Origin of the sequence: Pseudomonas sp. RL_105y_Pfl2_101, from assembly GCF_963970585.1 — a bacterium.
GTDB lineage: Bacteria > Pseudomonadota > Gammaproteobacteria > Pseudomonadales > Pseudomonadaceae > Aquipseudomonas.
The window spans coordinates 85314-105435 of sequence record NZ_CAXAPG010000006.1 but is presented as its reverse complement, the minus strand read 5'-3'; the positions used below and the strand labels follow the sequence as shown (position 1 = coordinate 105435).

20 protein-coding genes are annotated in these 20122 nt (G+C 61.1%); 12 read left to right on the top strand and 8 right to left on the bottom strand.

Annotation, left to right across the window (positions count from 1 at the left end):
- Window positions 1–62 precede the first annotated feature (62 nt).
- The 11 genes from AACY31_RS09630 to AACY31_RS09580 all read left to right on the top strand — a co-directional run bounded on the left by AACY31_RS09630 (window position 63) and on the right by AACY31_RS09580 (window position 12477).
- Window positions 63–659 (top strand): septation protein A, encoded by a 597-nt coding sequence (locus AACY31_RS09630; RefSeq protein ID WP_339475362.1) that lies wholly within the window; start codon window positions 63–65, stop codon window positions 657–659.
- A gap of 1 nt (window position 660) precedes the next feature.
- Window positions 661–960, top strand: a complete 300-nt coding sequence (locus AACY31_RS09625; RefSeq protein ID WP_339475364.1) for a YciI family protein — start codon at window positions 661–663, stop codon at window positions 958–960.
- A 107-nt stretch (window positions 961–1067) separates the two neighbouring features.
- Window positions 1068–1478, top strand: a complete 411-nt coding sequence (locus AACY31_RS09620; RefSeq protein WP_339491627.1) for a translation initiation factor 2 — start codon at window positions 1068–1070, stop codon at window positions 1476–1478.
- Window positions 1479–1485: 7 nt separating this feature from the next.
- Window positions 1486–2163: a response regulator transcription factor gene (locus AACY31_RS09615; RefSeq protein ID WP_339475368.1), complete on the top strand. Its 678-nt coding sequence runs from the start codon at window positions 1486–1488 to the stop codon at window positions 2161–2163.
- A gap of 252 nt (window positions 2164–2415) precedes the next feature.
- On the top strand, window positions 2416–2853 hold the full coding sequence (locus AACY31_RS09610) for a Spy/CpxP family protein refolding chaperone (RefSeq protein WP_339475370.1): 438 nt from the start codon (window positions 2416–2418) through the stop codon (window positions 2851–2853).
- 65 nt (window positions 2854–2918) lie between these two features.
- Complete coding sequence (locus tag AACY31_RS09605; RefSeq protein WP_339475372.1) at window positions 2919–4259, top strand: sensor histidine kinase; 1341 nt, start codon at window positions 2919–2921, stop codon at window positions 4257–4259.
- A gap of 252 nt (window positions 4260–4511) precedes the next feature.
- Entirely contained in the window at window positions 4512–5939 is a 1428-nt protein-coding gene (locus AACY31_RS09600; protein ID WP_339475375.1) for a di-heme oxidoreductase family protein, read from the top strand.
- A 28-nt stretch (window positions 5940–5967) separates the two neighbouring features.
- Window positions 5968–7032 (top strand): imelysin family protein, encoded by a 1065-nt coding sequence (locus AACY31_RS09595; protein WP_339475377.1) that lies wholly within the window; start codon window positions 5968–5970, stop codon window positions 7030–7032.
- Window positions 7033–7034: 2 nt separating this feature from the next.
- The gene (locus AACY31_RS09590) at window positions 7035–8132 is read left to right on the top strand and encodes a DUF1513 domain-containing protein (protein ID WP_339475379.1); all 1098 of its coding nucleotides are present in this window, start codon (window positions 7035–7037) and stop codon (window positions 8130–8132) included.
- A gap of 156 nt (window positions 8133–8288) precedes the next feature.
- Window positions 8289–9437 carry an efflux RND transporter periplasmic adaptor subunit gene (locus tag AACY31_RS09585; RefSeq protein WP_339491629.1) on the top strand — a complete coding sequence of 383 codons (1149 nt, stop codon included), beginning with the start codon at window positions 8289–8291 and terminating at the stop codon, window positions 9435–9437.
- A 13-nt stretch (window positions 9438–9450) separates the two neighbouring features.
- The gene (locus tag AACY31_RS09580) at window positions 9451–12477 is read left to right on the top strand and encodes a multidrug efflux RND transporter permease subunit (protein WP_339475384.1); all 3027 of its coding nucleotides are present in this window, start codon (window positions 9451–9453) and stop codon (window positions 12475–12477) included.
- A 70-nt stretch (window positions 12478–12547) separates the two neighbouring features.
- On the opposite strand, the gene AACY31_RS09575 is transcribed toward AACY31_RS09580, so the two are convergent.
- The 5 genes from AACY31_RS09575 to colR all read right to left on the bottom strand — a co-directional run bounded on the left by AACY31_RS09575 (window position 12548) and on the right by colR (window position 16240).
- The gene (locus AACY31_RS09575; RefSeq protein ID WP_072408671.1) at window positions 12548–12775 is read right to left on the bottom strand and encodes a hypothetical protein; all 228 of its coding nucleotides are present in this window, start codon (window positions 12773–12775) and stop codon (window positions 12548–12550) included.
- A gap of 2 nt (window positions 12776–12777) precedes the next feature.
- The gene (locus AACY31_RS09570) at window positions 12778–13488 is read right to left on the bottom strand and encodes a lipopolysaccharide kinase InaA family protein (protein WP_339475390.1); all 711 of its coding nucleotides are present in this window, start codon (window positions 13486–13488) and stop codon (window positions 12778–12780) included.
- Between the two features lie 4 nt (window positions 13489–13492).
- Window positions 13493–14161 (bottom strand): class I SAM-dependent methyltransferase, encoded by a 669-nt coding sequence (locus tag AACY31_RS09565; protein WP_339475713.1) that lies wholly within the window; start codon window positions 14159–14161, stop codon window positions 13493–13495.
- 128 nt (window positions 14162–14289) lie between these two features.
- Window positions 14290–15567 carry a sensor histidine kinase gene (locus AACY31_RS09560; protein ID WP_339504369.1) on the bottom strand — a complete coding sequence of 426 codons (1278 nt, stop codon included), beginning with the start codon at window positions 15565–15567 and terminating at the stop codon, window positions 14290–14292.
- Window positions 15557–16240: a two-component system response regulator ColR gene (gene colR / locus AACY31_RS09555; RefSeq protein WP_025215158.1), complete on the bottom strand. Its 684-nt coding sequence runs from the start codon at window positions 16238–16240 to the stop codon at window positions 15557–15559. The genes AACY31_RS09560 and colR overlap by 11 nt, the downstream gene beginning before the upstream one ends.
- A 302-nt stretch (window positions 16241–16542) precedes the next feature.
- Between colR and AACY31_RS09550 the strand changes: the two genes are divergently transcribed.
- On the top strand, window positions 16543–17286 hold the full coding sequence (locus tag AACY31_RS09550) for a phosphatase PAP2 family protein (RefSeq protein ID WP_339475394.1): 744 nt from the start codon (window positions 16543–16545) through the stop codon (window positions 17284–17286).
- A gap of 121 nt (window positions 17287–17407) precedes the next feature.
- Here the strand turns inward: AACY31_RS09550 and groL are convergent, their stop codons facing one another.
- The 3 genes from groL to AACY31_RS09535 form a co-directional block, all read right to left on the bottom strand.
- A complete protein-coding gene (groL, locus tag AACY31_RS09545; protein ID WP_339475396.1) occupies window positions 17408–19051 on the bottom strand; it encodes a chaperonin GroEL in 1644 nt (547 codons plus the stop codon).
- A 50-nt stretch (window positions 19052–19101) separates the two neighbouring features.
- On the bottom strand, window positions 19102–19395 hold the full coding sequence (locus tag AACY31_RS09540) for a co-chaperone GroES (RefSeq protein ID WP_003204913.1): 294 nt from the start codon (window positions 19393–19395) through the stop codon (window positions 19102–19104).
- Between the two features lie 244 nt (window positions 19396–19639).
- Window positions 19640–20116 carry an FxsA family protein gene (locus tag AACY31_RS09535; protein ID WP_339475399.1) on the bottom strand — a complete coding sequence of 159 codons (477 nt, stop codon included), beginning with the start codon at window positions 20114–20116 and terminating at the stop codon, window positions 19640–19642.
- Window positions 20117–20122: the final 6 nt, after the last annotated feature.

Sequence of the window (20122 nt, the reverse complement as noted above, 5' to 3'; positions counted from 1 at the left end):
GGCCCTATCGCGGCCAAGGATGTTTGTTATTATGCCGCCACATCCTGCTTCTGGCTGCCACTGTGAAACAATTCATCGACTTCATCCCGCTCCTGCTGTTTTTCATCGTCTACAAACTTGATCCCCGGGCCGTCGACTTCGCCGGTCATTCCTTGACTGTAGGCGGTATTTACAGCGCCACGGCAGTGCTGATCATCAGCTCCCTGGTGGTCTACGGCGCGCTGTTCGTATCCCAGCGCAAACTGGAGAAGAGCCAGTGGCTGACCCTGATCGCCTGCCTTGTCTTCGGCAGCCTGACCTTGGCGTTCCACAGCGAAACCTTCCTCAAATGGAAGGCCCCGGTGGTCAACTGGCTGTTCGCCCTGGCCTTCATCGGCAGCCACTTCGTCGGTGACCGCCTGCTGATCAAGCGCATCATGGGCCATGCCGTGAGCCTGCCGGACCTGATCTGGACCCGCCTGAACATCGCCTGGATCGCGTTCTTCCTGTTCTGCGGCGCCGCCAACCTGTTCGTTGCCTTCACGTTTCAGGACTACTGGGTCGACTTCAAGGTCTTCGGTAGCCTGGGCTTGACGCTGTTGTTCCTGATTGGCCAGGGTATCTACCTGTCCCGTCATCTGCATGATGCCGACCCCACCACGCCAAAAACCGAGGACTGACATGCTCTACGCAATCATTGCTACCGACGTCGCCAACTCCCTGGAAAAACGCCAGGCCGCTCGCCCCGCGCACCTGGAGCGCCTGCAAAAACTCCAGGACGAAGGCCGCGTAGTGCTGGCCGGCCCGCATCCGGCGGTGGACAGCAATGACCCTGGCGCCGCCGGTTTCAGTGGCAGCCTGATGGTGGTCGAATTCGACTCCCTGGCCGCTGCCCAGCAATGGGCCGAGGCCGACCCGTTCGTTGCGGCCGGCGTCTATGCCCATGTCGTGGTCAAGCCATTCAAGCAAGTCATGCCGTAAATACCCCTGGCGCGATGAGCCTTCGCGGCTCGTTGCGTTCAATTGCTCATTGTTCTCGTTTGCCTGCCGACAACCTGTCTAATCTCGATTGGAATTCAGGAGTTGCAATGCGCAAAAGTCCGTTGTGCCTGTTATTGGTCACGTTGGCGATCGGGGCACCCGCCCATGGCGAGGAGAGCACCGAGGGCAGTCATTCGGCGCCCTTGTCCCTGAGCGCCGGCAGCCAGATCGCCGAACTGCAGCAACGTTTGAAAGACAGCGAGCGCCAGCGTGAAGCATTGAGCAAGCAATTACAAAGCGCCGACAGCTCACGCGAGAGCGCATTGCTGGCGCGACTGCGCCAGGAGAACCAGCGCCTGAAGCTGCAACTCAAGGAGGCCCAGGCAAGCCCGCTGCCACGCCTGTTGACCGATCAACAGCAATGGTTTGTCATCGGTGCCGGGGTAGCGCTATTGGCCCTGCTCTGCGGTATCTTTGCCAGCGGTGGACGTAGACAACGTCGGCAATGGCTAAATTGAGTGAGTCATGAGCGAGCTGTTACTGATAGACGATGACCAGGAGCTGTGCGAGCTCCTCGTAAGCTGGTTGAGCCAGGAGGGTTTTCAGGTCCGGGCCTGTCACGATGGCCAAAGTGCCCGCAGGGCCCTGGCCGAAACTGCCCCGGCAGCCGTGGTACTGGACGTGATGCTGCCCGACGGCAGTGGCCTGGAACTGCTCAAGCAATTGCGCAGCGATCACCCGGAGCTGCCGGTGCTGATGCTGTCGGCCCGGGGTGAACCGCTGGACCGGATCCTCGGCCTGGAGCTGGGCGCCGATGACTACCTGGCCAAACCCTGCGACCCACGCGAACTGACCGCCCGCCTGCGCGCCGTGCTGCGCCGCAGTCACCCGACGGCCGTGTCCAGCCAGATCGAACTGGGTGACCTGACTTTCAGCCCGGTGCGTGGCGTGGTCAGCATCGACGAACAGGAACAGGCCCTCACCGTTTCCGAAAGTCGCCTGCTCGAAGCCTTGCTCAAGCAGCCGGGCGAGCCGCTGGAGAAGCAGGAACTGGCGCAGATCGCTCTGGGCCGCAAGCTGACCCTGTACGACCGCAGCCTCGATATGCACGTGAGCAACCTGCGCAAAAAAATCGGCCCCCACCCCGACGGCCGCCCGCGCATCGTGGCGCTGCGTAGCCGTGGCTATTACTACAGCCCCTAAGCACTGCGCCGCTGGGCTGTGGGAGCAAAGCTTGCTCGCGATGCAGGCGCCTCGGTTCCCCCAGAGACCGCGTTATCTTCATCGCGGGCAAGCTTTGCTCCCACAGGACTGAGTGTCCTTCCCAGCAGATTTGTCAGGTCTGCACCAAAACGTCTTTACTCAAGCTTTACGCCCCCCTGACCGCCGCTGACCTTGATCTCCGTAATCTGCACACATCCGGAACTGACCGGGAATGAGACAAGGAGACACACCATGCGCAAGACCCTTATCGCTCTGATGTTCGCTGCAGCCCTGCCAACCGTCGCCATGGCCATGCCCGAAGGTACCGGCCCGATGGGACCTATGGACGGCCCACGCCACGGCGGCCAGATGCACGACAAAGGTCCGTACAGCCAACTGGACCTGAGCCGTGAACAGCGCCAGCAGATTCGCCAGATCATGGGCGAACAGCGCCACGAACAACGCGAACTGGTAGACAAGTACCTGGCCAAGCTGTCGCCAGCCGACCAGAAAGCCATGCAGGACGAAATGCAAGCCCGGCATCAGAAGGTCGATGCCCAGATCCGCGGGCTGTTGAAGCCTGAGCAGCAAAAAGAGTTCGACGTGATCCAGAAGAAACGGGCCGAGCGTCGCGCCGAGTGGGCTGAGTTCAAGGCCTGGAAAGCGCAACAGCCGCAAAAAGCGCAATAATGCACTGAAGCCCCCAGCCCAACGGCACGTCGCCGTTGGGCTTTCTTTGTTTTCGAGGATTTAGCGTGCGTTCATTGTTCTGGCGCATCCTGGCCAGTTTCTGGCTGGCCATCGCTCTGGTTGCAGGGCTTTCGCTCCTGATGGGCCACATGCTCAATCAGGACGCCTGGATCCTCAGCCGCCATCCAGGCCTCAACACCCTGCCCGAAGAGTGGACACAAACCTACGAAAGCCAGGGTGAGGACGCCGCCCAGGACATCCTGCAACAGCGCAAGCGTCAGTATCACGTCGACGTCCAAGTGTTCAATGAAAGCGGCGACCCCGTGGTGCGCGGCACCTTCCCGCATCGCGCCGCAGCCTTCGAGGCTCGGCAGAACAGCAACGAGCGACGCCTGCCCTGGCGGCGGCTGACCGACGAGGTCACCAGCGCCAAAACCGGTGACACGTATTTGTTCATCTACCGCATCCCCCATCCCGAACTGGACGCCTGGCATCGCGACAGCCTGCTCTGGCCCCTCAGTGCACTGGGGATCGCGCTGGTGGTGCTGACCTTGTTCAGCCTGTTGGTGACGCTTTCGATCACCCGCCCGTTGAGTCGCCTGCGCGGCGCGGTGCATGACTTGGGCCAGGCCGCCTATCAGCAGAACAGCCTCGCCAAGCTGGCCAACCGGCGGGACGAGTTCGGCGTACTGGCCACTGACTTCAACCGCATGGGCGCGCGCCTGCAAAGCTTGATCGCCAGCCAGCGACAACTGCTGCGCGACGTGTCCCACGAACTGCGCTCGCCCCTGGCCCGGCTGCGCATTGCCTTGGCATTGGCTGAGCGGGCCAGCCCCGAGGAGCGTGAAAGGCTCTGGCCGCGCCTGACCCGCGAATGCGATCGCCTGGAAGCGCTGATCAGTGAAATCCTGGTGTTGGCCCGGGTCGATGCCGACAACGCCGGCGCCGAAGAGGTGGAACTCAACGGCTTGCTGGTCACCCTGCAAAAAGATGCGCGACTGGCCTCACCGGAACAAACCGTGCAACTCGAAACCGAGGCGGACCTGACACTCAAGGGCTGGCCGACCATGATCGAGCGAGCGGTGGACAATCTGCTGCGCAACGCCCAGCGCTTCAATCCGGCCGGGCAATCGATCGAGATGCGCGCGGTGCGCCAGGGCGAACGAATCCTGATCAGCGTGCGCGACCACGGGCCAGGCGTGGAGGCCGAACACCTCGGGCAATTGGGCGAGCCGTTCTACCGCGCGCCCGGCCAGACCGCCGCCGGCCATGGCCTAGGCCTGGCCATCGCACGCCGAGCCGCCGAACGCCATGGCGGCGCGTTGGTGCTGGATAATCATCCTGGCGGCGGGTTCATCGCGACGCTGGAATTGCCGTTGGTGCCGGGGGCTGTGATCCAGCCGTAAGCCCCCCACTGTAGGAGCTGCCGAAGGCTGCGATCTTTTGATCTTTCGCTCCAGATTCAATTGTCTGGGACAAGATCGCAGCCTCGTTGCACTCGACAGCTCCTACACAGGGCCCACACCTCCTACACCGTTTCTACGCGGCGTCAGAATCATGCAGTCTGCCTTCAAACCAAACGATAATTCCTCTTATTCAAACTGCCCCGCCCTGTTAGACTTTGCGCCCTCGTTTTCACTCATCTCCCAGGACGCCCGATGCCGTCGTTGCCTCTTCGTTTATGTGCGCTGTTCATGGCCCTGGGCCTGAGTGCCTGCGATGATGCCCCGCGTTTTACCCAGGCCGAACCGGGTGAAGCCCGTTCCGGTGGCGCCGCGACGGTACGCAAGACGGATCAGAACGCCTTTTCCCTGCCCTCGGCCAACCTGCCGCCCTCGCGACGTGTGGATTTCAGCGTCGGCAACAGTTTCTTCCGCAGCCCCTGGGTGATCGCCCCCTCGACCACCACTGCCCGCGACGGCCTCGGCCCCCTGTTCAACACCAACGCCTGCCAGAACTGCCACATCAAGGACGGTCGCGGCCACCCGCCAGCACCAGACGCGATCAGCGCGGTATCGATGCTGGTGCGCCTGTCGATCCCCGACGCACCGCCCTATGCCAAGCTCATCGAACAATTGGGGGTCGTGCCGGAACCGGTTTACGGCGGGCAGTTGCAGGACATGTCCGTACCCGGCGTTGCCCCCGAAGGCAAGGTGCGGGTCGATTACACGCCGGTCCCGGTGCGCTTCAAGGACGGCACCGTCGTGGAACTGCGCAAGCCGGATCTGCAGATCACCCAGCTGGCCTATGGGCCAATGCACCCGGACACGCGTTTTTCCGCCCGCGTCGCCCCGCCGATGATCGGCCTGGGGTTGCTCGAGGCCATCCCCGACGAAGCCATCCTGGCAAACGCCGAAAACCAGGCCCGGGAGAAAAACGGCATCGCCGGGCGTCCCAATCAGGTCTGGGACGACGTCCAGCAAAAAACCGCCCTGGGACGGTTCGGCTGGAAGGCCGGACAGCCCAACCTCAACCAGCAGAACGTCCACGCGTTCGCCGGCGACATGGGCCTGACGACAAGCCTGCGGCCCTTCGACGACTGCACCCAGACCCAGCTCGACTGCAAGCGTGCGCCCAGCGGTAATGGCCCGAACGGCGAACCGGAAGTCAGCGACAACATCCTGCGATTGGTGCTGTTCTATAGTCGAAACCTCGCCGTACCGGCCCGACGCGACGTGAATTCACCCCAGGTGCTGGCGGGCAAGAACCTGTTCTTCCAGGCCGGGTGCCAGTCCTGCCACACACCGAAATACACCACCTCCGCCAACGCCGCCGAACCGGAGTTGGCGAACCAGGTCATCCGCCCTTACACCGACCTGCTGTTGCACGACATGGGCGAAGGCCTGGCGGACAACCGCAGCGAATTCAAGGCCAGCGGCCGTGACTGGCGAACCCCGCCACTGTGGGGCATCGGCCTGACCGAAGCCGTCAACGGCCACACCCAGTTCCTGCATGACGGACGGGCCCGCAACCTGCTCGAAGCCGTGCTGTGGCATGGTGGCGAAGCACACGCGGCGCAGCGCCAGGTTTTAGCGTTCAATGCCGAGCAGCGCACTGCTTTGCTGGCCTTCCTGAATTCCCTTTAAACGCCCTTTCCAGAAGTGGGAGCACGACATGTTCCGTCCCAAGCTGTTGTTCACCAGCCTCGCCGCCATCGCCCTCGCTGCCTGCTCGCCCCAGGATCCACAAGCCGTAACCTCGGCGGCTATCGCCAAGCAAGTGATCCTGCCGACCTACAGCCGCTGGGTCGAGGCCGACCGGCAACTGGCGACCAGCGCCCTGGCGTTCTGCCAAGGCAAGGAAAACCTGGAAACTGCCCGCGCCAACTTCCTCAAGGCGCAAAAAGCCTGGGCCGAACTGCAACCGTTGCTGATCGGTCCGCTGGCCGAGGGCAACCGCGCCTGGCAGGTGCAGTTCTGGCCGGACAAGAAAAACCTGGTGGGCCGTCAGGTCGAGCAATTGGTCAACGGCGAGCCACAGATCGACGCCGCCGGCCTGGCCAAGTCCAGTGTCGTGGTCCAGGGCCTCTCGGCCTATGAATACCTGCTGTTCGACGCCAAGATCGACATGGCCGACAGTGCGCAAAAAGCCAAGTATTGCCCGCTACTCAGCGCCATCGGCGAACGCCAGAAACAACTGGCCGAAGAGATCCTGTCGCGCTGGAACACCCACGACGGCATGCTCGCCCAGATGAGCAAATTCCCCAACCAGCGCTACGCCGACTCCCACGAGGCCATCGCCGATCTGCTGCGCGTCCAGGTCACCGCCCTGGATACGCTGAAGAAAAAACTCGGCACACCGATGGGCCGCCAGAGCAAAGGCGTACCACAGCCGTTCCAGGCCGATGCCTGGCGCAGCCAGTCGTCGTTGCAAGGCCTGGAGGCCAGCCTGAGCGCGGCCAGGACCGTCTGGGTGGGCGTGGACAACAAGGGCCTGCGCGGCCTGCTGCCCAGCGACCAGAAGCCGTTGGCGGACAAGATCGACGCCGCCTACGATGCCTCGTTGAAACTGTTTACCAGCAGTCAGCGCTCATTGACCGAAATGCTCAACGACGATGCCGGGCGCCAGCAACTCAACGATTTGTATGACAGCCTCAACGTCGTCCATCGCCTGCACGAAGGTGAACTGGCCAAGGCGCTGGGTATTCAACTGGGCTTCAATGCCAACGACGGTGACTGATCATGTTTCGACGTCAGGTCCTGGCACTGGGCAGCTTGCTGCTCGGCGCCGTCACTCTGGGCGGCTGGACGCTGTTCAAGCAAAAGGACAAACACCCACTCTTGCTTTCGGCACGGGACGATGGCGACGGCAAGCACTACGCCGTCGGCTATCGGCTGGATGGCACCCGGGTGTTCGCCACCCAGGTCGGCCAGCGTTGCCATGACATCATCAATCATCCGACCCAGCCGATTGCGCTGTTCGTCGCCCGTCGCCCAGGTACCGAAAGCTACCTGATCAACCTGCGCGACGGGACGCTGCTGCAAACCATCACCTCGTTGCCGAACCGGCATTTCTATGGCCACGCGGTGATCCACAAAAGCGGCGAATGGCTGTATGCCACTGAGAACGACACCACCGACCCGGGACGCGGCCTGTTGGGCGTGTACCGTTTCGAAGGCGAGCGGCTGGTGCACAGCGGCGAGATGTCCACCCACGGTATCGGTCCGCACCAAGTCTCATGGATGCCCGATGGCGAAACGCTGGTGGTGGCCAATGGCGGCATTCGCACCGAGGCCGAAAGCCGGGTCGAAATGAACCTCGACGCCATGGAGCCGAGCCTGGTACTGATGCAACGTGACGCCACCCTGCTGAGCAAGGAAACCCTCACCCAGTCGATGAACAGCGTGCGCCACCTGGGCATCGCCAGCGACGGCACCATCGTCTCCGGCCAGCAGTTCATGGGCGCGGCCCACGAGTCCTCGGAACTGCTGGCGATCAAGCGGCCGGGCCAGCCATTCCATGCGTTCCCGGTGCCCGAAGATCAATTGCAGGCCATGGGGCACTACACCGCCAGCGTCGCCGTGCACAGCGATCTGCGCCTGGTGGCCCTGACCGCTCCTCGTGGCAACCGCTTCTTCATCTGGGACCTGGACAGCGGCGAAGTACGCCTGGATGCGCCGCTGCCGGACTGTGCCGGCGTGGGCGCGGTGGGTGACGGGTTTGTCGTGACGTCGGGCCAAGGGCGTTGCCGCTATTACGATTGCCGACAGACACAACTGGTTGCAAAACCACTGGATCTGCCGGCAGGGCTCTGGGACAACCATTTGCATCTGGCCTGAGCCAGGGAGCAAAGCACCCTCGGTGCCGAGCACCCTGTTTTTTCAAAAAAATCCCCCGCGCCACGCGCCCGCCAAGATCTGGAATAGCCCGCACACTCGGAGTAATGTGCCCGTCTATCTGTATTTTCTCTCAGCTCTTTTCCAAGGAAGTGGAACATGCTGCGACGCCGCATGCTGATCATGTTGGGTGTTGTCCTGCTGGTGGTGCTGTTGCTCGCCGGCTACAAGGCCTTCTCCGTCTACCAGCAGATCCAGATGTTTTCTGCACCCAAACCGCCGGTGAGCGTGGCCGTGGCCACGGCCGCCCAGCAACCCTGGCAGGCTCGTCTGCCCACCGTTGGCAGCCTCAAGGCGCTGCAAGGCGTGGACCTGAGCCTGGAAATCGCCGGGACCGTGCAAAAGCTGCAGTTCCAGTCTGGGCAGAAGGTCAAGGCCGGCCAGCCGCTCCTGCAACTGGACAGTGAAGTCGAAAGCGCCCTGCTGGAAACCGCCGAGGCCGACCTTGGCCTGGCGCAACTGGATTTCGGTCGCGGCCGACAACTGGTGGGCAGCCAGGCGATCTCCAAGGGCGAGTTCGACCGGCTTTCGGCGCAACTGAAGAAGAGCCGGGCCACGGTCAACCAGCTCAAGGCTTCGCTGGCCAAAAAACAGATTCTGGCACCCTTCAGCGGCACCATCGGCATTCGTCAGGTGGACGTGGGCGACTACCTGGCCAGCGGCACGGTGATCGCCACCCTGCAGGACCTCAGCAGCCTTTACGTAGACTTCTACGTCCCTGAGCAAACCGTGCCCAGGCTCGCCGTTGCCCAGTCGGTCAACGTCAGCGTCTCGGCCTATCCCGAGCAAAACTTCGTCGCCACCATCAGCGCGATCAACCCCAAGGTCGAGGACAGCACCCGCAACGTACTGGTGCGCGCCACCCTGGCTAACCCCGACGGCAAGCTGCTGCCCGGGATGTTCGCCAACCTGCAGGTGATCCTGCCGGACGGGGCCGCCGGCATCGTCGTGCCGGAAAGCGCCGTGACCTACACCCTTTACGGCAACTCCATGTACGTGGTGAGCCAGAAGAAAACCGCCGACGGCAATGTCGAGAACGACGACAAGGGCCAGCCGGTCCTGATCGCTGAACGGCGTTTCGTAGAAACCGGCGAGCGACGCGACGGACAGGTGCTGGTTACCAAAGGCGTGCAGAGCGGCGAGCAAGTCGTGATCGCCGGCCAGCTCAAGCTCGATAACGGTACGCCGATCGCCATCAGCGACGACAAGACCCTGACCGAACAGAACAGCCCGCCGCGCGCGGACTGATCAAGGAACCCCCATGGCTTTTACCGATCCGTTCATCCGCCGTCCGGTGCTCGCCACCGTGGTCAGCCTGTTGATCGTGCTACTGGGCTTCCAGGCCTGGAGCAAGTTGCCCTTGCGCCAGTATCCACAAATGGAGAACGCCCTGATCACGGTGACCACCGCCTACCCCGGGGCCAACGCCGAAACCATCCAGGGCTACATCACCCAGCCGATGCAGCAAAGCCTGGCCAGTGCCGAGGGCATCGACTACATGACCTCGGTCAGCCGCCAGAACTTCTCGGTGATTTCGGTCTATGCCCGCATCGGCTCCAACAGCGACCGGCTCTTTACCGAACTGCTGGCCAAGGCCAACGAGGTCAAGAACCAACTGCCCCAGGATGCCGAGGACCCCGTCCTCAGCCGCGAGGCCGCCGATGCCTCGGCACTGATGTACATCAGCTTCTTCAGCAAGGAACTGAGCAACCCACAGATCACCGATTACCTGTCACGGGTGATCCAGCCCAAACTGGCGACCCTGCCTGGCATGGCTGAGGCGGAGATCCTCGGCAACCAGGTCTTTGCCATGCGCCTGTGGCTGGACCCGGTCAAGCTCGCCGGCTTCGGCCTGACTGCCGCCGACGTGACCAATGCCGTGCGTCAGCACAACTTCCTCTCCGCTGCCGGCGAAGTGAAAGGCGAGTATGTGGTCACCAGCATCAACGCCAATACGGAACTCAAATCCGCCGAGGCCTTCGGCGCGATCCCGCTCAAGACCGACGGCGACAGCCGCGTGTTGCTGCGGGACGTGGCCCGCGTGGAAATGGGCGCCGAGAACTACGACAGCATCAGCTCCTTTGGTGGCACACCCTCGGTGTACATCGGGATCAAGGCCACGCCCGGCGCGAACCCGCTGGATGTGATCAAGGAAGTGCGCAAGATCATGCCGGACATAGAGGCCCAGCTCCCGGCCAACCTCAAGGCCGAGATCGCCTACGACGCTACCCTGTTCATCCAGGCCTCCATCGACGAGGTGGTGAAAACCCTGTTCGAGGCGGTGCTGATCGTCATTGTCGTGGTGTTCCTGTTCCTCGGTGCCCTGCGTTCGGTGGTCATCCCGGTGGTGACCATCCCCCTGTCGATGATCGGCGTGATGTTCTTCATGCAGTTGATGGGCTACTCGATGAACCTCCTGACCCTGCTGGCCATGGTGCTCGCCATCGGTCTGGTGGTGGACGACGCCATCGTGGTGGTGGAAAACATTCACCGGCACATCGAGGAAGGCAAGACCCCGTTCGACGCCGCGATAGAAGGAGCCCGGGAAATCGCCATGCCGGTGGTCTCGATGACCATCACCCTGGCGGCGGTTTACGCGCCGATCGGCTTGCTCGAGGGCCTGACGGGCGCTTTGTTCAAGGAGTTCGCATTGACCCTGGCCGGCGCGGTGGTGATCTCCGGGATCGTCGCCCTGACCTTGTCACCCATGATGTGCGCCATGCTCCTGCGCCACGATGAGAACCCCTCGGGGCTGGCCCATCGGCTGGACATGGTTTTCGAGCGCCTGAAGCGCCGTTACCAGCGCATGCTTCACGGCACGCTCAACACCCGCCCGGTGGTACTGGTGTTCGCCGTGATTGTCCTGCTGCTGATCCCGGTGCTGATCATGTTCACCAAGTCCGAACTGGCCCCCGACGAGGACCAGGGCATCATCTTCATGATGGCCAACGCCCCGCAACCCACCAACCTCAACTACCTGAACACGTACACCGATCACTTCATTACCATCTTCAAGGAGTTCCCGGAGTACTACTCCTCGTTCCAGATCAACGGCTACAACGGCGTGCAGTCGGGCATCGGTGGCTTCCTGCTCAAGCCCTGGAACGAACGCAGCCGCACCCAAATGGAAATCCTGCCAGAGGTCCAGGCCAAGCTGGAAAGCGTGCCGGGCTTGCAGATCTTCGGCTTCAACCTGCCCTCGCTGCCGGGCACCGGCGAAGGCCTGCCGTTTGCGTTCGTGATCAACTCGCCGAAGGACTATGCGACGCTGCTGGAAATTGCCGACCGGGTCAAAAAGCGCGCATTGGAATCCGGCAAGTTCGCCTTCATGGACATTGACCTGGCGTTCGACAAGCCCGAAGTCGTGGTGGATATCGATCGCGCCAAGGCCGCCCAGATGGGCGTATCGATGCAGGACCTGGGCGGTACCCTGGCGACACTGCTGGGTGAGGCCGAGATCAACCGCTTCACCCTCGAAGGCCGCAGCTACAAGGTCATTGCCCAGGTCGAACGCCCCTTCCGGGACAACCCGGACTGGTTGAACAACTACTACGTGAAAAATGCCAAAGGTGAATCACTCCCCCTGTCGACCCTGATCAAGGTCAGCGACCGGGCGCGACCGCGACAACTGAACCAGTTCCAGCAGCTCAATGCGGTGACGATTTCGGGCTTCCCTGTCGTGAGCATGGGCGAGGCGATCGAGACCGTCCGCCAGATCGCCCGGGAGGAAGCGCCGGTGGGGTTCGCCTTCGATTACGCCGGGGCGTCGCGCCAATTCGTACAGGAAGGCAGCGCGTTGTGGGTGACCTTTGCCCTGGCACTGGCGATCATCTTCCTGGTACTGGCCGCGCAGTTCGAAAGCTTCCGGGACCCGCTGGTGATCCTGGTGACCGTGCCGCTGTCGATTTGCGGCGCCTTGATTCCGCTGTTCCTCGGCTGGTCGAGCATGAACATCTATACCCAGGTGGGGCTGGTGACGCTGATTGGCCTGATCAGCAAGCATGGGATCCTGATTGTCGAATTCGCCAACCAGCTGCGCAGGGAACAGAACCTGACACCTCGGGAAGCCGTGGAACAAGCCGCGTCGATTCGTCTGCGGCCAGTACTGATGACCACCGCTGCAATGGTGTTCGGCATGGTGCCGCTCATCTTCGCCACAGGCGCCGGGGCGGTGAGCCGTTTCGACATCGGCACGGTGATCGCTACCGGAATGTCGATTGGCACCTTGTTCACGTTGTTCGTGTTGCCTTGCGTCTACACGCTGCTGGCCAAGCCGGACAAGGCCTGACGCTGTGTGGTTTGGAATCCAAAAAAAAAGGCCTCGCACAAGCGAGGCCTTTATCTTGGCTTCATGTCGCTCAACTCTGCGGCCTCATCCCTTGGGACAGGCTGAACATGAACAGCAGCAGATCATCGTCCGGTCGGATCGCCTCGCTGGCCTTGGCCACGCGCGGCAGGGGACAATGCGCCCCCGCACTGGACGCACTGAGGATCTGCGAGCGTGGCTGCTCCCACACAGCCACCGCCATCGATGCAACTGCCAGGGCTCCAACTAAAAACAAACCTCTAGCAATTTCTAATTTCATCGCTATAAACCTTTGATAGCGCTGCCAAACGCCGCCTCGTAAAAGTAGACGAGTTTTTTCCAGTCAACGTCGCTAAACGACGAGTGGCGCCGCAACTGCTTCAGGTCATGGGAGGCTGCACGCTGGGCGGTCAGGCGCTGGCGACACTTCTCAAAATCGAGCAAAGCCACTTCGGCCTTGGCCGCCTCGCCTTCCCCGGTCACGCGTACAAAGACATGTTTGATGTAGATACAGCCATGTTGCCAACGGCCCTTGTGCATGCGCGCCAGGTTTTCAGCCAGCGCCAGGAGGATTTGATCATGCACGGCTTCGCCATGGCGCTCGCGCCCTCCCCCGGCATACCAGTGCTCGATCTCTTCAAATCCTTCCAGTGCCTGGGTCACCAGCAGCGCACGCCACTTGTGAACCGGGTCCCGCTGGGCGCTACAGAAAATGAGCTGGGGGACGCGAACACCCAATCGGGTCAACGCCAGAAGTGCGTCTTGCTCGCGCAGCACCGTCGGTCTACCGAATGGGTGCAACCAGCTGCGATAAATATGTCCGGTCTGACGCTTGGCATAAAGCAGTTTGCCGTCCTTGCTCTTGATACGTTGTACGCCGCTTTCACCGCCGCGACGTACATTGGGCTCTTCCACCCACTCACCCTGCTGACTCCAGAAATGTTCAAAGTCACCGGGGAAAACCGTTGATCCCTCTACTGCCTGCACACCCATGCCTTTACCTCTTGCGTAATACATAAACTCGCCACATGGCATAGAGCGGTAGAAAATCCAGTCGTTCCTGAATGCGAAACCCTGCCTGCCGAAACTCCTCCTCTATTGTAGCCACCGGTAACACAAATCGATTCTGGTAGCCTTTTTGCCCACGAGTGCGTTCCTGGCGCTTGCGCTTCCAGGCCTTGAAATTGCCATCGACCCACAACGAAACGATCACGCTGTCGCGGCTGACACGCTGGAATTCCCTAAGAATCGCCCGTCGATGCGCGGGTTCACCAATGTGGTGCAACAGGCGCATGCAAAAAATGCTGTCGACGGCGTTATCAGGCAAGGCGATGTCGAACGCAGAAGTGTGCAAGGGTTGTACCCGTTTCACAACATCGGCCGGTTGAGCCTCCATTGCGGTCTTGAGCATGGCCTCGGAATTGTCCGCGCCAATGATGACCCGGTTCAGTTTTTCGGCCAACAAGGGCCAGAAGCGCCCGGCACCGCACGGCAAATCCAACACCAAGCCTGGATCACCCACGAGTGCCAATGCGCGTCGTGCCAGTTGCTGGTCTCGCCGGTTGGAAAGACGGCGACTCAAGCTGCTTCGATGTTTATCGAAGTACCTCTGGGCATGCTGCTCATCGTACTTTTCGGAGAAATCGAGTTTGATAGGGTCGGGCATCGATGGGAGCCTCCATGAGTGAATAGCTCCCACCTTATGAATCCACATGTCAGGGTCAGGTCATCTCGTTGTGAAAACTTTGTCATGTAAATGACCGAGTCTTTACAGGATTTTTCCAACCTGAGCGATCATGCCTTCGGATTCAGCTCCACCTCGAAACGGCAACCATTGGGCTCCATCGTGCTGAGACTCACCGTCCAGCCCTGGTTCTCGCAAATCCGTTGCACCAGTGACAGCCCCAACCCCAGCCCCTCGCCGCGCTTTTCGTTGCCGCGCACGAATGGCTCGAACATCGCCTCGCGCTTCTCCTCCGGGATGCCTACGCCGCTGTCCTCGACCACGAAGCCGGTAGCAGACAACGAGAGACGGATGAACCCCCGGTCGGTGTAGTGCAAGGCATTTCGCAGCAGGTTGCCCATGACGGCGGTCAGGAACGTGGCGTTATACAGGGTGTCGAGGGTTTCCCCCGGTTCGAAGATCAGCGTCAAGCCTTTGGATTCGATGGGGTCGCGCCACACCCCGAGGAGATTTTCAGCCACCGGTGCAAGGCTCAGCCGAGGCGACATGCCGTTGTCTTCGCGCTGGGCCCTGGCGAGCATCAGGAAGGTTTGCACCAGTTCGCGCATTTCTTCACTGGCCCGATTGATACGCTCGACCTGCGTGCGGCCGCGCGGGTCCAGTGCTGGGTTTTCCAGCAGCAGTTCGCAAGAAGTCGCCAGGACCATCAAGGGCGTGCGCAACTCGTGACTCACGTCGCTGGTGAACAGTCGTTCACGGCTCAGGGCCTGGCGCAAGCGCCCCAGTGTTGCGTCGAATGCCACGGCCAGTTCACCGACTTCATCGGCAGCATAATCCGGGGCCAGCGGCGGAGCCAAACCCAGGAGCTGATCGCGATGGCGCACTTGCCGGGCCAGGCGAACCACCGGCGCTATCACCCGGCGTGCCAGGACCCAGCCTAAAAATACCGCCAGTGCCAGGCTGAGCACAAAGCCCACCAGCACCACGGCGAACAGCACCCGCTCGCGCTCTTCGAAGTCGCTCTGGTCCTGCAGCAACACGTAATGCCGACCGTCAACGATCTCGACCATGGCGTGATACGACAACTGATCGCGAAACACTTCGTGGAAACCACGCTCCAGATGGCGCAGGTCCTTGGGCAACTCGAAGTCACCTGGACCACCGCTGAAATAAAACAATTGGTCGGGTTCCGGGCGATGGTTCCAGTCCGAGACACTGTCCATCAACAGCAAGCGTTGCAGATCGCCGCCAAGCCCGGCAGAAATCAGTTTCTCTTCAACCAAGTGGACCGTCGCTACGATACCCATGGCGAAAGCGCCAGCCACCAATGCGCTCATCAGCGCAAAGGCGATGATGATCCGTTGGGCGAGGCTCTGCTTAAACTCCATCCCGACCCTCGGCCAAGCGATAGCCGACGCCATGTACGGTGTGCAATAACGGTTTGTCGAACGGCTTGTCGATTACCTGGCGCAGTTGATGGACGTGGCTGCGCAGGCTGTCGCTGTCCGGGCAATCATCGCCCCACAACGCTTCTTCGAGGATTTCTCGACGCAGCACGTGAGGACTTTTCTGCATCAGTACCGCCAGCAGCTTGAGGCCTACAGGGTTGAGCTTGAGCAGCTTGCCTTCACGCGTCACTTCCAGGGTATCGAGGTCGTAGCTCAGGTCGCCGACCTGCAAGGCTCGGCGGCCACCGCCCTGGGCCCGACGCATGACGGCTTCGATCCGCGCCGCCAGCTCCGACAGGGCAAACGGTTTGATCAGGTAGTCATCGGCCCCGGACTTGAAGCCCTGCAGACGATCGTCCAACTGATCCCGGGCGGTGAGCATGATCACCGGCGTATCACGCCGGGCGTCTTCGCGCAGGCGCTTGCACAAGGTGTAGCCGTCGATGCCCGGCAGCATGATGTCGAGCACGATCAGGTCGTAGTGTTCGGTCGCGGCCAGGTGCAACCCCGACAAACCGTCCTGGGCACAATCGACGGTGTAGCCCTTGAGCCCCAGGTAATCGGCCAGGTTGGCCAGGATGTCTCGGTTGTCTTCGACCAATAAAATTCGCATGGGCACCTCTGCGTACACAGTTAACGGCCATCTTGGCCCGCGCAGCTTACGGCCAAGTCTGGCTTACGGCTAGGATTGTATCGGCTGTAGGCGCGAGCTTGCTCGCGATAGCGGTGGGTCAGCCGGCATCAATGCTGGATCGACGCTTTCGCGAGCAAGCGCCCACAAAGGTTGAGTGAGCCCAGGAGCAAGACTGTGCGGGCATTGACGAGTTTTTCACCCAACATTCACACCGCCCCGACGCAACGCAGACCAGACTGCGCGACGCGTTGCTTACGAAAACCTCCACCAAAGGTACTGCCATGGTCTCCACCGCCATCCGCCCTGCTTCCAGACCCCTGAATTTCTGGGTTGCCCTGGGCCTGCCTGCCGTTGTCGCAGCGACGCTGGTGTTGCTGGAGTTGACCACGCTGGACATGGACGTGGCCAAGCTGTTTTACGACCCGATGTCGGGTGGATTCATCGGTCGGCACAGTTTTTTTCTGGAAGACATCCTGCACGATCGAGCCAAACAGGTGGTTATCGTATTCTCCGTGCTGGCGGTCGTGGGACTCATCAGCTCGTTCTTCATCACCCGGCTCAAACCGTTCAAGCGCGAACTCGGTTGCCTGGTGCTGTCCCTGGCACTGGCGACGTCCTTCGTCACGCCGATGAAAGCGGTGACGGCGGTGCAATGCCCCTGGAGCCTGAAAGAATTCGGCGGCAAGGAAACCTATAGCGAGCTGCTGAGCCCACGTCCGGCCACGAACAAACCCGGTCGATGCTGGCCCGGCGGTCACGCCGCCACCGGGTTCACGCTGTTTGCGCTGTTCTTCGTCCTGCGCGACCGCCGCCCGCGCCTGGCCCGTCAGGTCCTAGTATTCGCTTTTACTTTGGGAACAGTCTTCTCCGTGGGTCGGATGATGCAAGGGGCGCACTTCTTTTCCCACAATGTGTGGACGGCGGTGTTCTGTTGGCTGATCTGCCTGGGGTGTTACTACTACATCCTGTACCGACCGGCCGTCATGGCTGATCGCGTAGCATTGAGCCAGCCCGTCGACGCCTGAAAAGCGCCCCGGACAAACCCTGTGGCAGTTGGGTCCAGCTCAATGCTGGGATAAACCCAAGGCAAAAAAAACCCCGCTTGCTTTCGCAGGCGGGGTTTTTCGCTACAGGGGTAAGGCTGGCTTACATCATGCCGCCCATGCCACCCATGCCGCCCATGTCTGGCATACCGCCGCCAGCTGGAGCGTCTTCCTTGATTTCAGCGATCATCGCCTCGGTGGTGATCATCAGGCTGGCAATCGACGAAGCCGCTTGCAGAGCCGAACGAGTCACTTTGGCTGGGTCCAGGATACCCATTTCGATCATGTCGCCGTATTCGCCGGTAGCAGCGTTGTAACCGTAGTTACCCGAACCCTGCTTGACCTTGTCGACCACAACGCTTGGCTCGTCGCCGGAGTTTGCAACGATCTGGCGCAGCGGTGCTTCAACAGCACGACGCAGCAACTGGATGCCCACGTTCTGGTCATCGTTGTCGCCTTTGAGTTCGCTGATGGCTTGCAGGGCACGAACCAGTGCCACGCCACCGCCAGGTACCACGCCTTCTTCGACGGCTGCGCGGGTAGCGTGCAGGGCGTCTTCAACGCGGGCTTTCTTCTCTTTCATTTCAACTTCGGAACCAGCGCCAACCTTGATCACTGCAACGCCGCCAGACAGCTTGGCCAGGCGCTCTTGCAGTTTTTCACGGTCGTAGTCGGACGAAGTCTCGGCCACTTGTGCGCGGATCTGAGTCACGCGAGCCTGGATATCAGACTCGACGCCGGCACCGTCGATGACGGTGGTGTTTTCCTTGGACAGGATCACGCGCTTGGCGTTACCCAGGTGCTCCAGGGTGGTGCTTTCCAGGCTCAGGCCGATCTCTTCGGAGATAACGGTACCGCCGGTCAGTACGGCGATGTCCTGCAGCATGGCCTTGCGACGGTCGCCGAAGCCTGGTGCCTTGACGGCAGCGACTTTAACGATGCCACGCATGTTGTTCACGACCAGGGTCGCCAGGGCTTCGCCTTCAACGTCTTCAGCCACGATCAGCAGTGGGCGGCCGGCTTTGGCAACGGCTTCCAGCACTGGCAGCATTTCGCGGATGTTGGAGATTTTTTTGTCGACCAGCAGGATCAGCGGGCTCTCAAGCTCGGCAACCATGGTGTCCGGCTTGTTGACGAAGTACGGCGACAGGTAGCCACGGTCGAACTGCATGCCTTCTACAACCGACAGTTCGTTTTCCAGGCCCGAGCCTTCTTCAACGGTGATCACGCCTTCTTTACCGACTTTTTCCATGGCTTCGGCAATGATGTCGCCGATGGAGTTGTCGGAGTTGGCCGAGATGGTGCCGACCTGAGCGATGGCCTTGGTGTCAGCGCATGGCTTGGACAGGGCTTTAAGCTCTTTGACGATGGCGATGGTCGCCTTGTCGATGCCGCGCTTGAGGTCCATCGGGTTCATGCCGGCAGCGACAGCCTTGAGGCCTTCGTTGACGATCGATTGAGCCAGAACGGTCGCGGTGGTGGTGCCGTCACCGGCGTCGTCGTTGGCACGGGAGGCAACGTCTTTGACCAGCTGCGCGCCCATGTTTTCGAAACGGTCTTTCAGCTCGATTTCTTTGGCTACGGAAACGCCGTCCTTGGTGATGGTCGGAGCGCCGAAGCTCTTCTCGATGATCACGTTACGACCTTTAGGGCCCAGGGTCGCTTTTACTGCGTCAGCCAGGACGTTGACACCGGCGAGCATTTTCTTGCGGGCGGAATCGCCGAATTTAACTTCTTTAGCAGCCATGATCGATAATCCTTAAATACTTTGTAGTAACGGGAAAATGAGCGGGGGAATCAGCCTTCCAGGACAGCGAGGATTTCGTTCTCGCTCATCACCAGCAGGTCTTCGCCGTCGACTTTCACTGTGTTGCTGCCGGAGTAAGGGCCGAACACAACCTTGTCACCCACTTTCACGGCCAGTGCACGCACTTCACCGTTTTCCAGTGCCTTGCCTGGGCCTACAGCGAGAACTTCACCGTGGTTGGCTTTTTCAGCAGCCGAACCTGGCAGGACGATACCGCCAGCGGTTTTCTTCTCTTCTTCGCTGCGACGGATGACGACGCGGTCATGCAGAGGACGAAGCTTCATTGTCGATCTCTCCTAATTTTTGGTTTTCATCGGCCGGTGTAGTCCCGGCGGGTTTAACAAAGCCGGCAGAGCCGGGTGCGGTTCGTCAGTCGAACCGCAGAAGTCTGTCCGGTGTCGCCACCGGAAACCTTGCGGTGACCGTTACATAAGGGCGTACAAGTGAATTACAAGGGTGGGGGTAGAATTTTTTTTACTTCACGCAGCCAAAACGAACACGGCGCCCGATGGCGCCGTGGTGAGGATTTTACTTGGAGTCGCGGTGTTCGAATTCGCCTTCGATCACGTTGGGCTCGCGGCCCAAAGGCTCGCGCGGGGCCGGACCGCCGCGGGGCTGGAGGTCATCGGCGAAGGCGCGCTGACGCATCGCCTGCTCTTCGGCGCGCTGGCGCATTTTATTGGCCAGCAACCGACGGGTGAACGGCAACAGCATGACCAGGCCCAGCACGTCGCTGATAAAACCTGGAAGGATCAACAGGCCGCCACCCAGGGCCAGCATCAGGCCTTCGAGCATGGTCTGGGCGGGCAGCTCGCCACGGTTCAGGCTTTCACGGGCACGCAACGCCGTGGCCAGGCCGGCAATGCGCAGCACGAGCACGCCGAGCATCGAGCCGAGAATGACCAGCAGCAGCGCCGGGAAAAACCCGATCGCACCGCTGACCTTGACGAATACGAACAGCTCCAACACCGGGAACAGCAGAAAGAGCAACAAAAAAGGGCGCATCAAATG

Coding starts and splice junctions, on each gene's coding strand:
- AACY31_RS09625 (WP_339475364.1), top strand. CDS start 661: ATGCTCTACGCAATCATTGCTACCGACGTCGCCAACTCCCTGGAAAAA.
- AACY31_RS09620 (WP_339491627.1), top strand. CDS start 1,068: ATGCGCAAAAGTCCGTTGTGCCTGTTATTGGTCACGTTGGCGATCGGG.
- AACY31_RS09615 (WP_339475368.1), top strand. CDS start 1,486: ATGAGCGAGCTGTTACTGATAGACGATGACCAGGAGCTGTGCGAGCTC.
- AACY31_RS09610 (WP_339475370.1), top strand. CDS start 2,416: ATGCGCAAGACCCTTATCGCTCTGATGTTCGCTGCAGCCCTGCCAACC.
- AACY31_RS09600 (WP_339475375.1), top strand. CDS start 4,512: ATGCCGTCGTTGCCTCTTCGTTTATGTGCGCTGTTCATGGCCCTGGGC.
- AACY31_RS09595 (WP_339475377.1), top strand. CDS start 5,968: ATGTTCCGTCCCAAGCTGTTGTTCACCAGCCTCGCCGCCATCGCCCTC.
- AACY31_RS09590 (WP_339475379.1), top strand. CDS start 7,035: ATGTTTCGACGTCAGGTCCTGGCACTGGGCAGCTTGCTGCTCGGCGCC.
- AACY31_RS09585 (WP_339491629.1), top strand. CDS start 8,289: ATGCTGCGACGCCGCATGCTGATCATGTTGGGTGTTGTCCTGCTGGTG.
- AACY31_RS09580 (WP_339475384.1), top strand. CDS start 9,451: ATGGCTTTTACCGATCCGTTCATCCGCCGTCCGGTGCTCGCCACCGTG.
- AACY31_RS09575 (WP_072408671.1), bottom strand. CDS start 12,775: ATGAAATTAGAAATTGCTAGAGGTTTGTTTTTAGTTGGAGCCCTGGCA.
- AACY31_RS09570 (WP_339475390.1), bottom strand. CDS start 13,488: ATGGGTGTGCAGGCAGTAGAGGGATCAACGGTTTTCCCCGGTGACTTT.
- AACY31_RS09565 (WP_339475713.1), bottom strand. CDS start 14,161: ATGCCCGACCCTATCAAACTCGATTTCTCCGAAAAGTACGATGAGCAG.
- AACY31_RS09560 (WP_339504369.1), bottom strand. CDS start 15,567: ATGGAGTTTAAGCAGAGCCTCGCCCAACGGATCATCATCGCCTTTGCG.
- colR (WP_025215158.1), bottom strand. CDS start 16,240: ATGCGAATTTTATTGGTCGAAGACAACCGAGACATCCTGGCCAACCTG.
- AACY31_RS09550 (WP_339475394.1), top strand. CDS start 16,543: ATGGTCTCCACCGCCATCCGCCCTGCTTCCAGACCCCTGAATTTCTGG.
- groL (WP_339475396.1), bottom strand. CDS start 19,051: ATGGCTGCTAAAGAAGTTAAATTCGGCGATTCCGCCCGCAAGAAAATG.
- AACY31_RS09540 (WP_003204913.1), bottom strand. CDS start 19,395: ATGAAGCTTCGTCCTCTGCATGACCGCGTCGTCATCCGTCGCAGCGAA.
- AACY31_RS09535 (WP_339475399.1), bottom strand. CDS start 20,116: ATGCGCCCTTTTTTGTTGCTCTTTCTGCTGTTCCCGGTGTTGGAGCTG.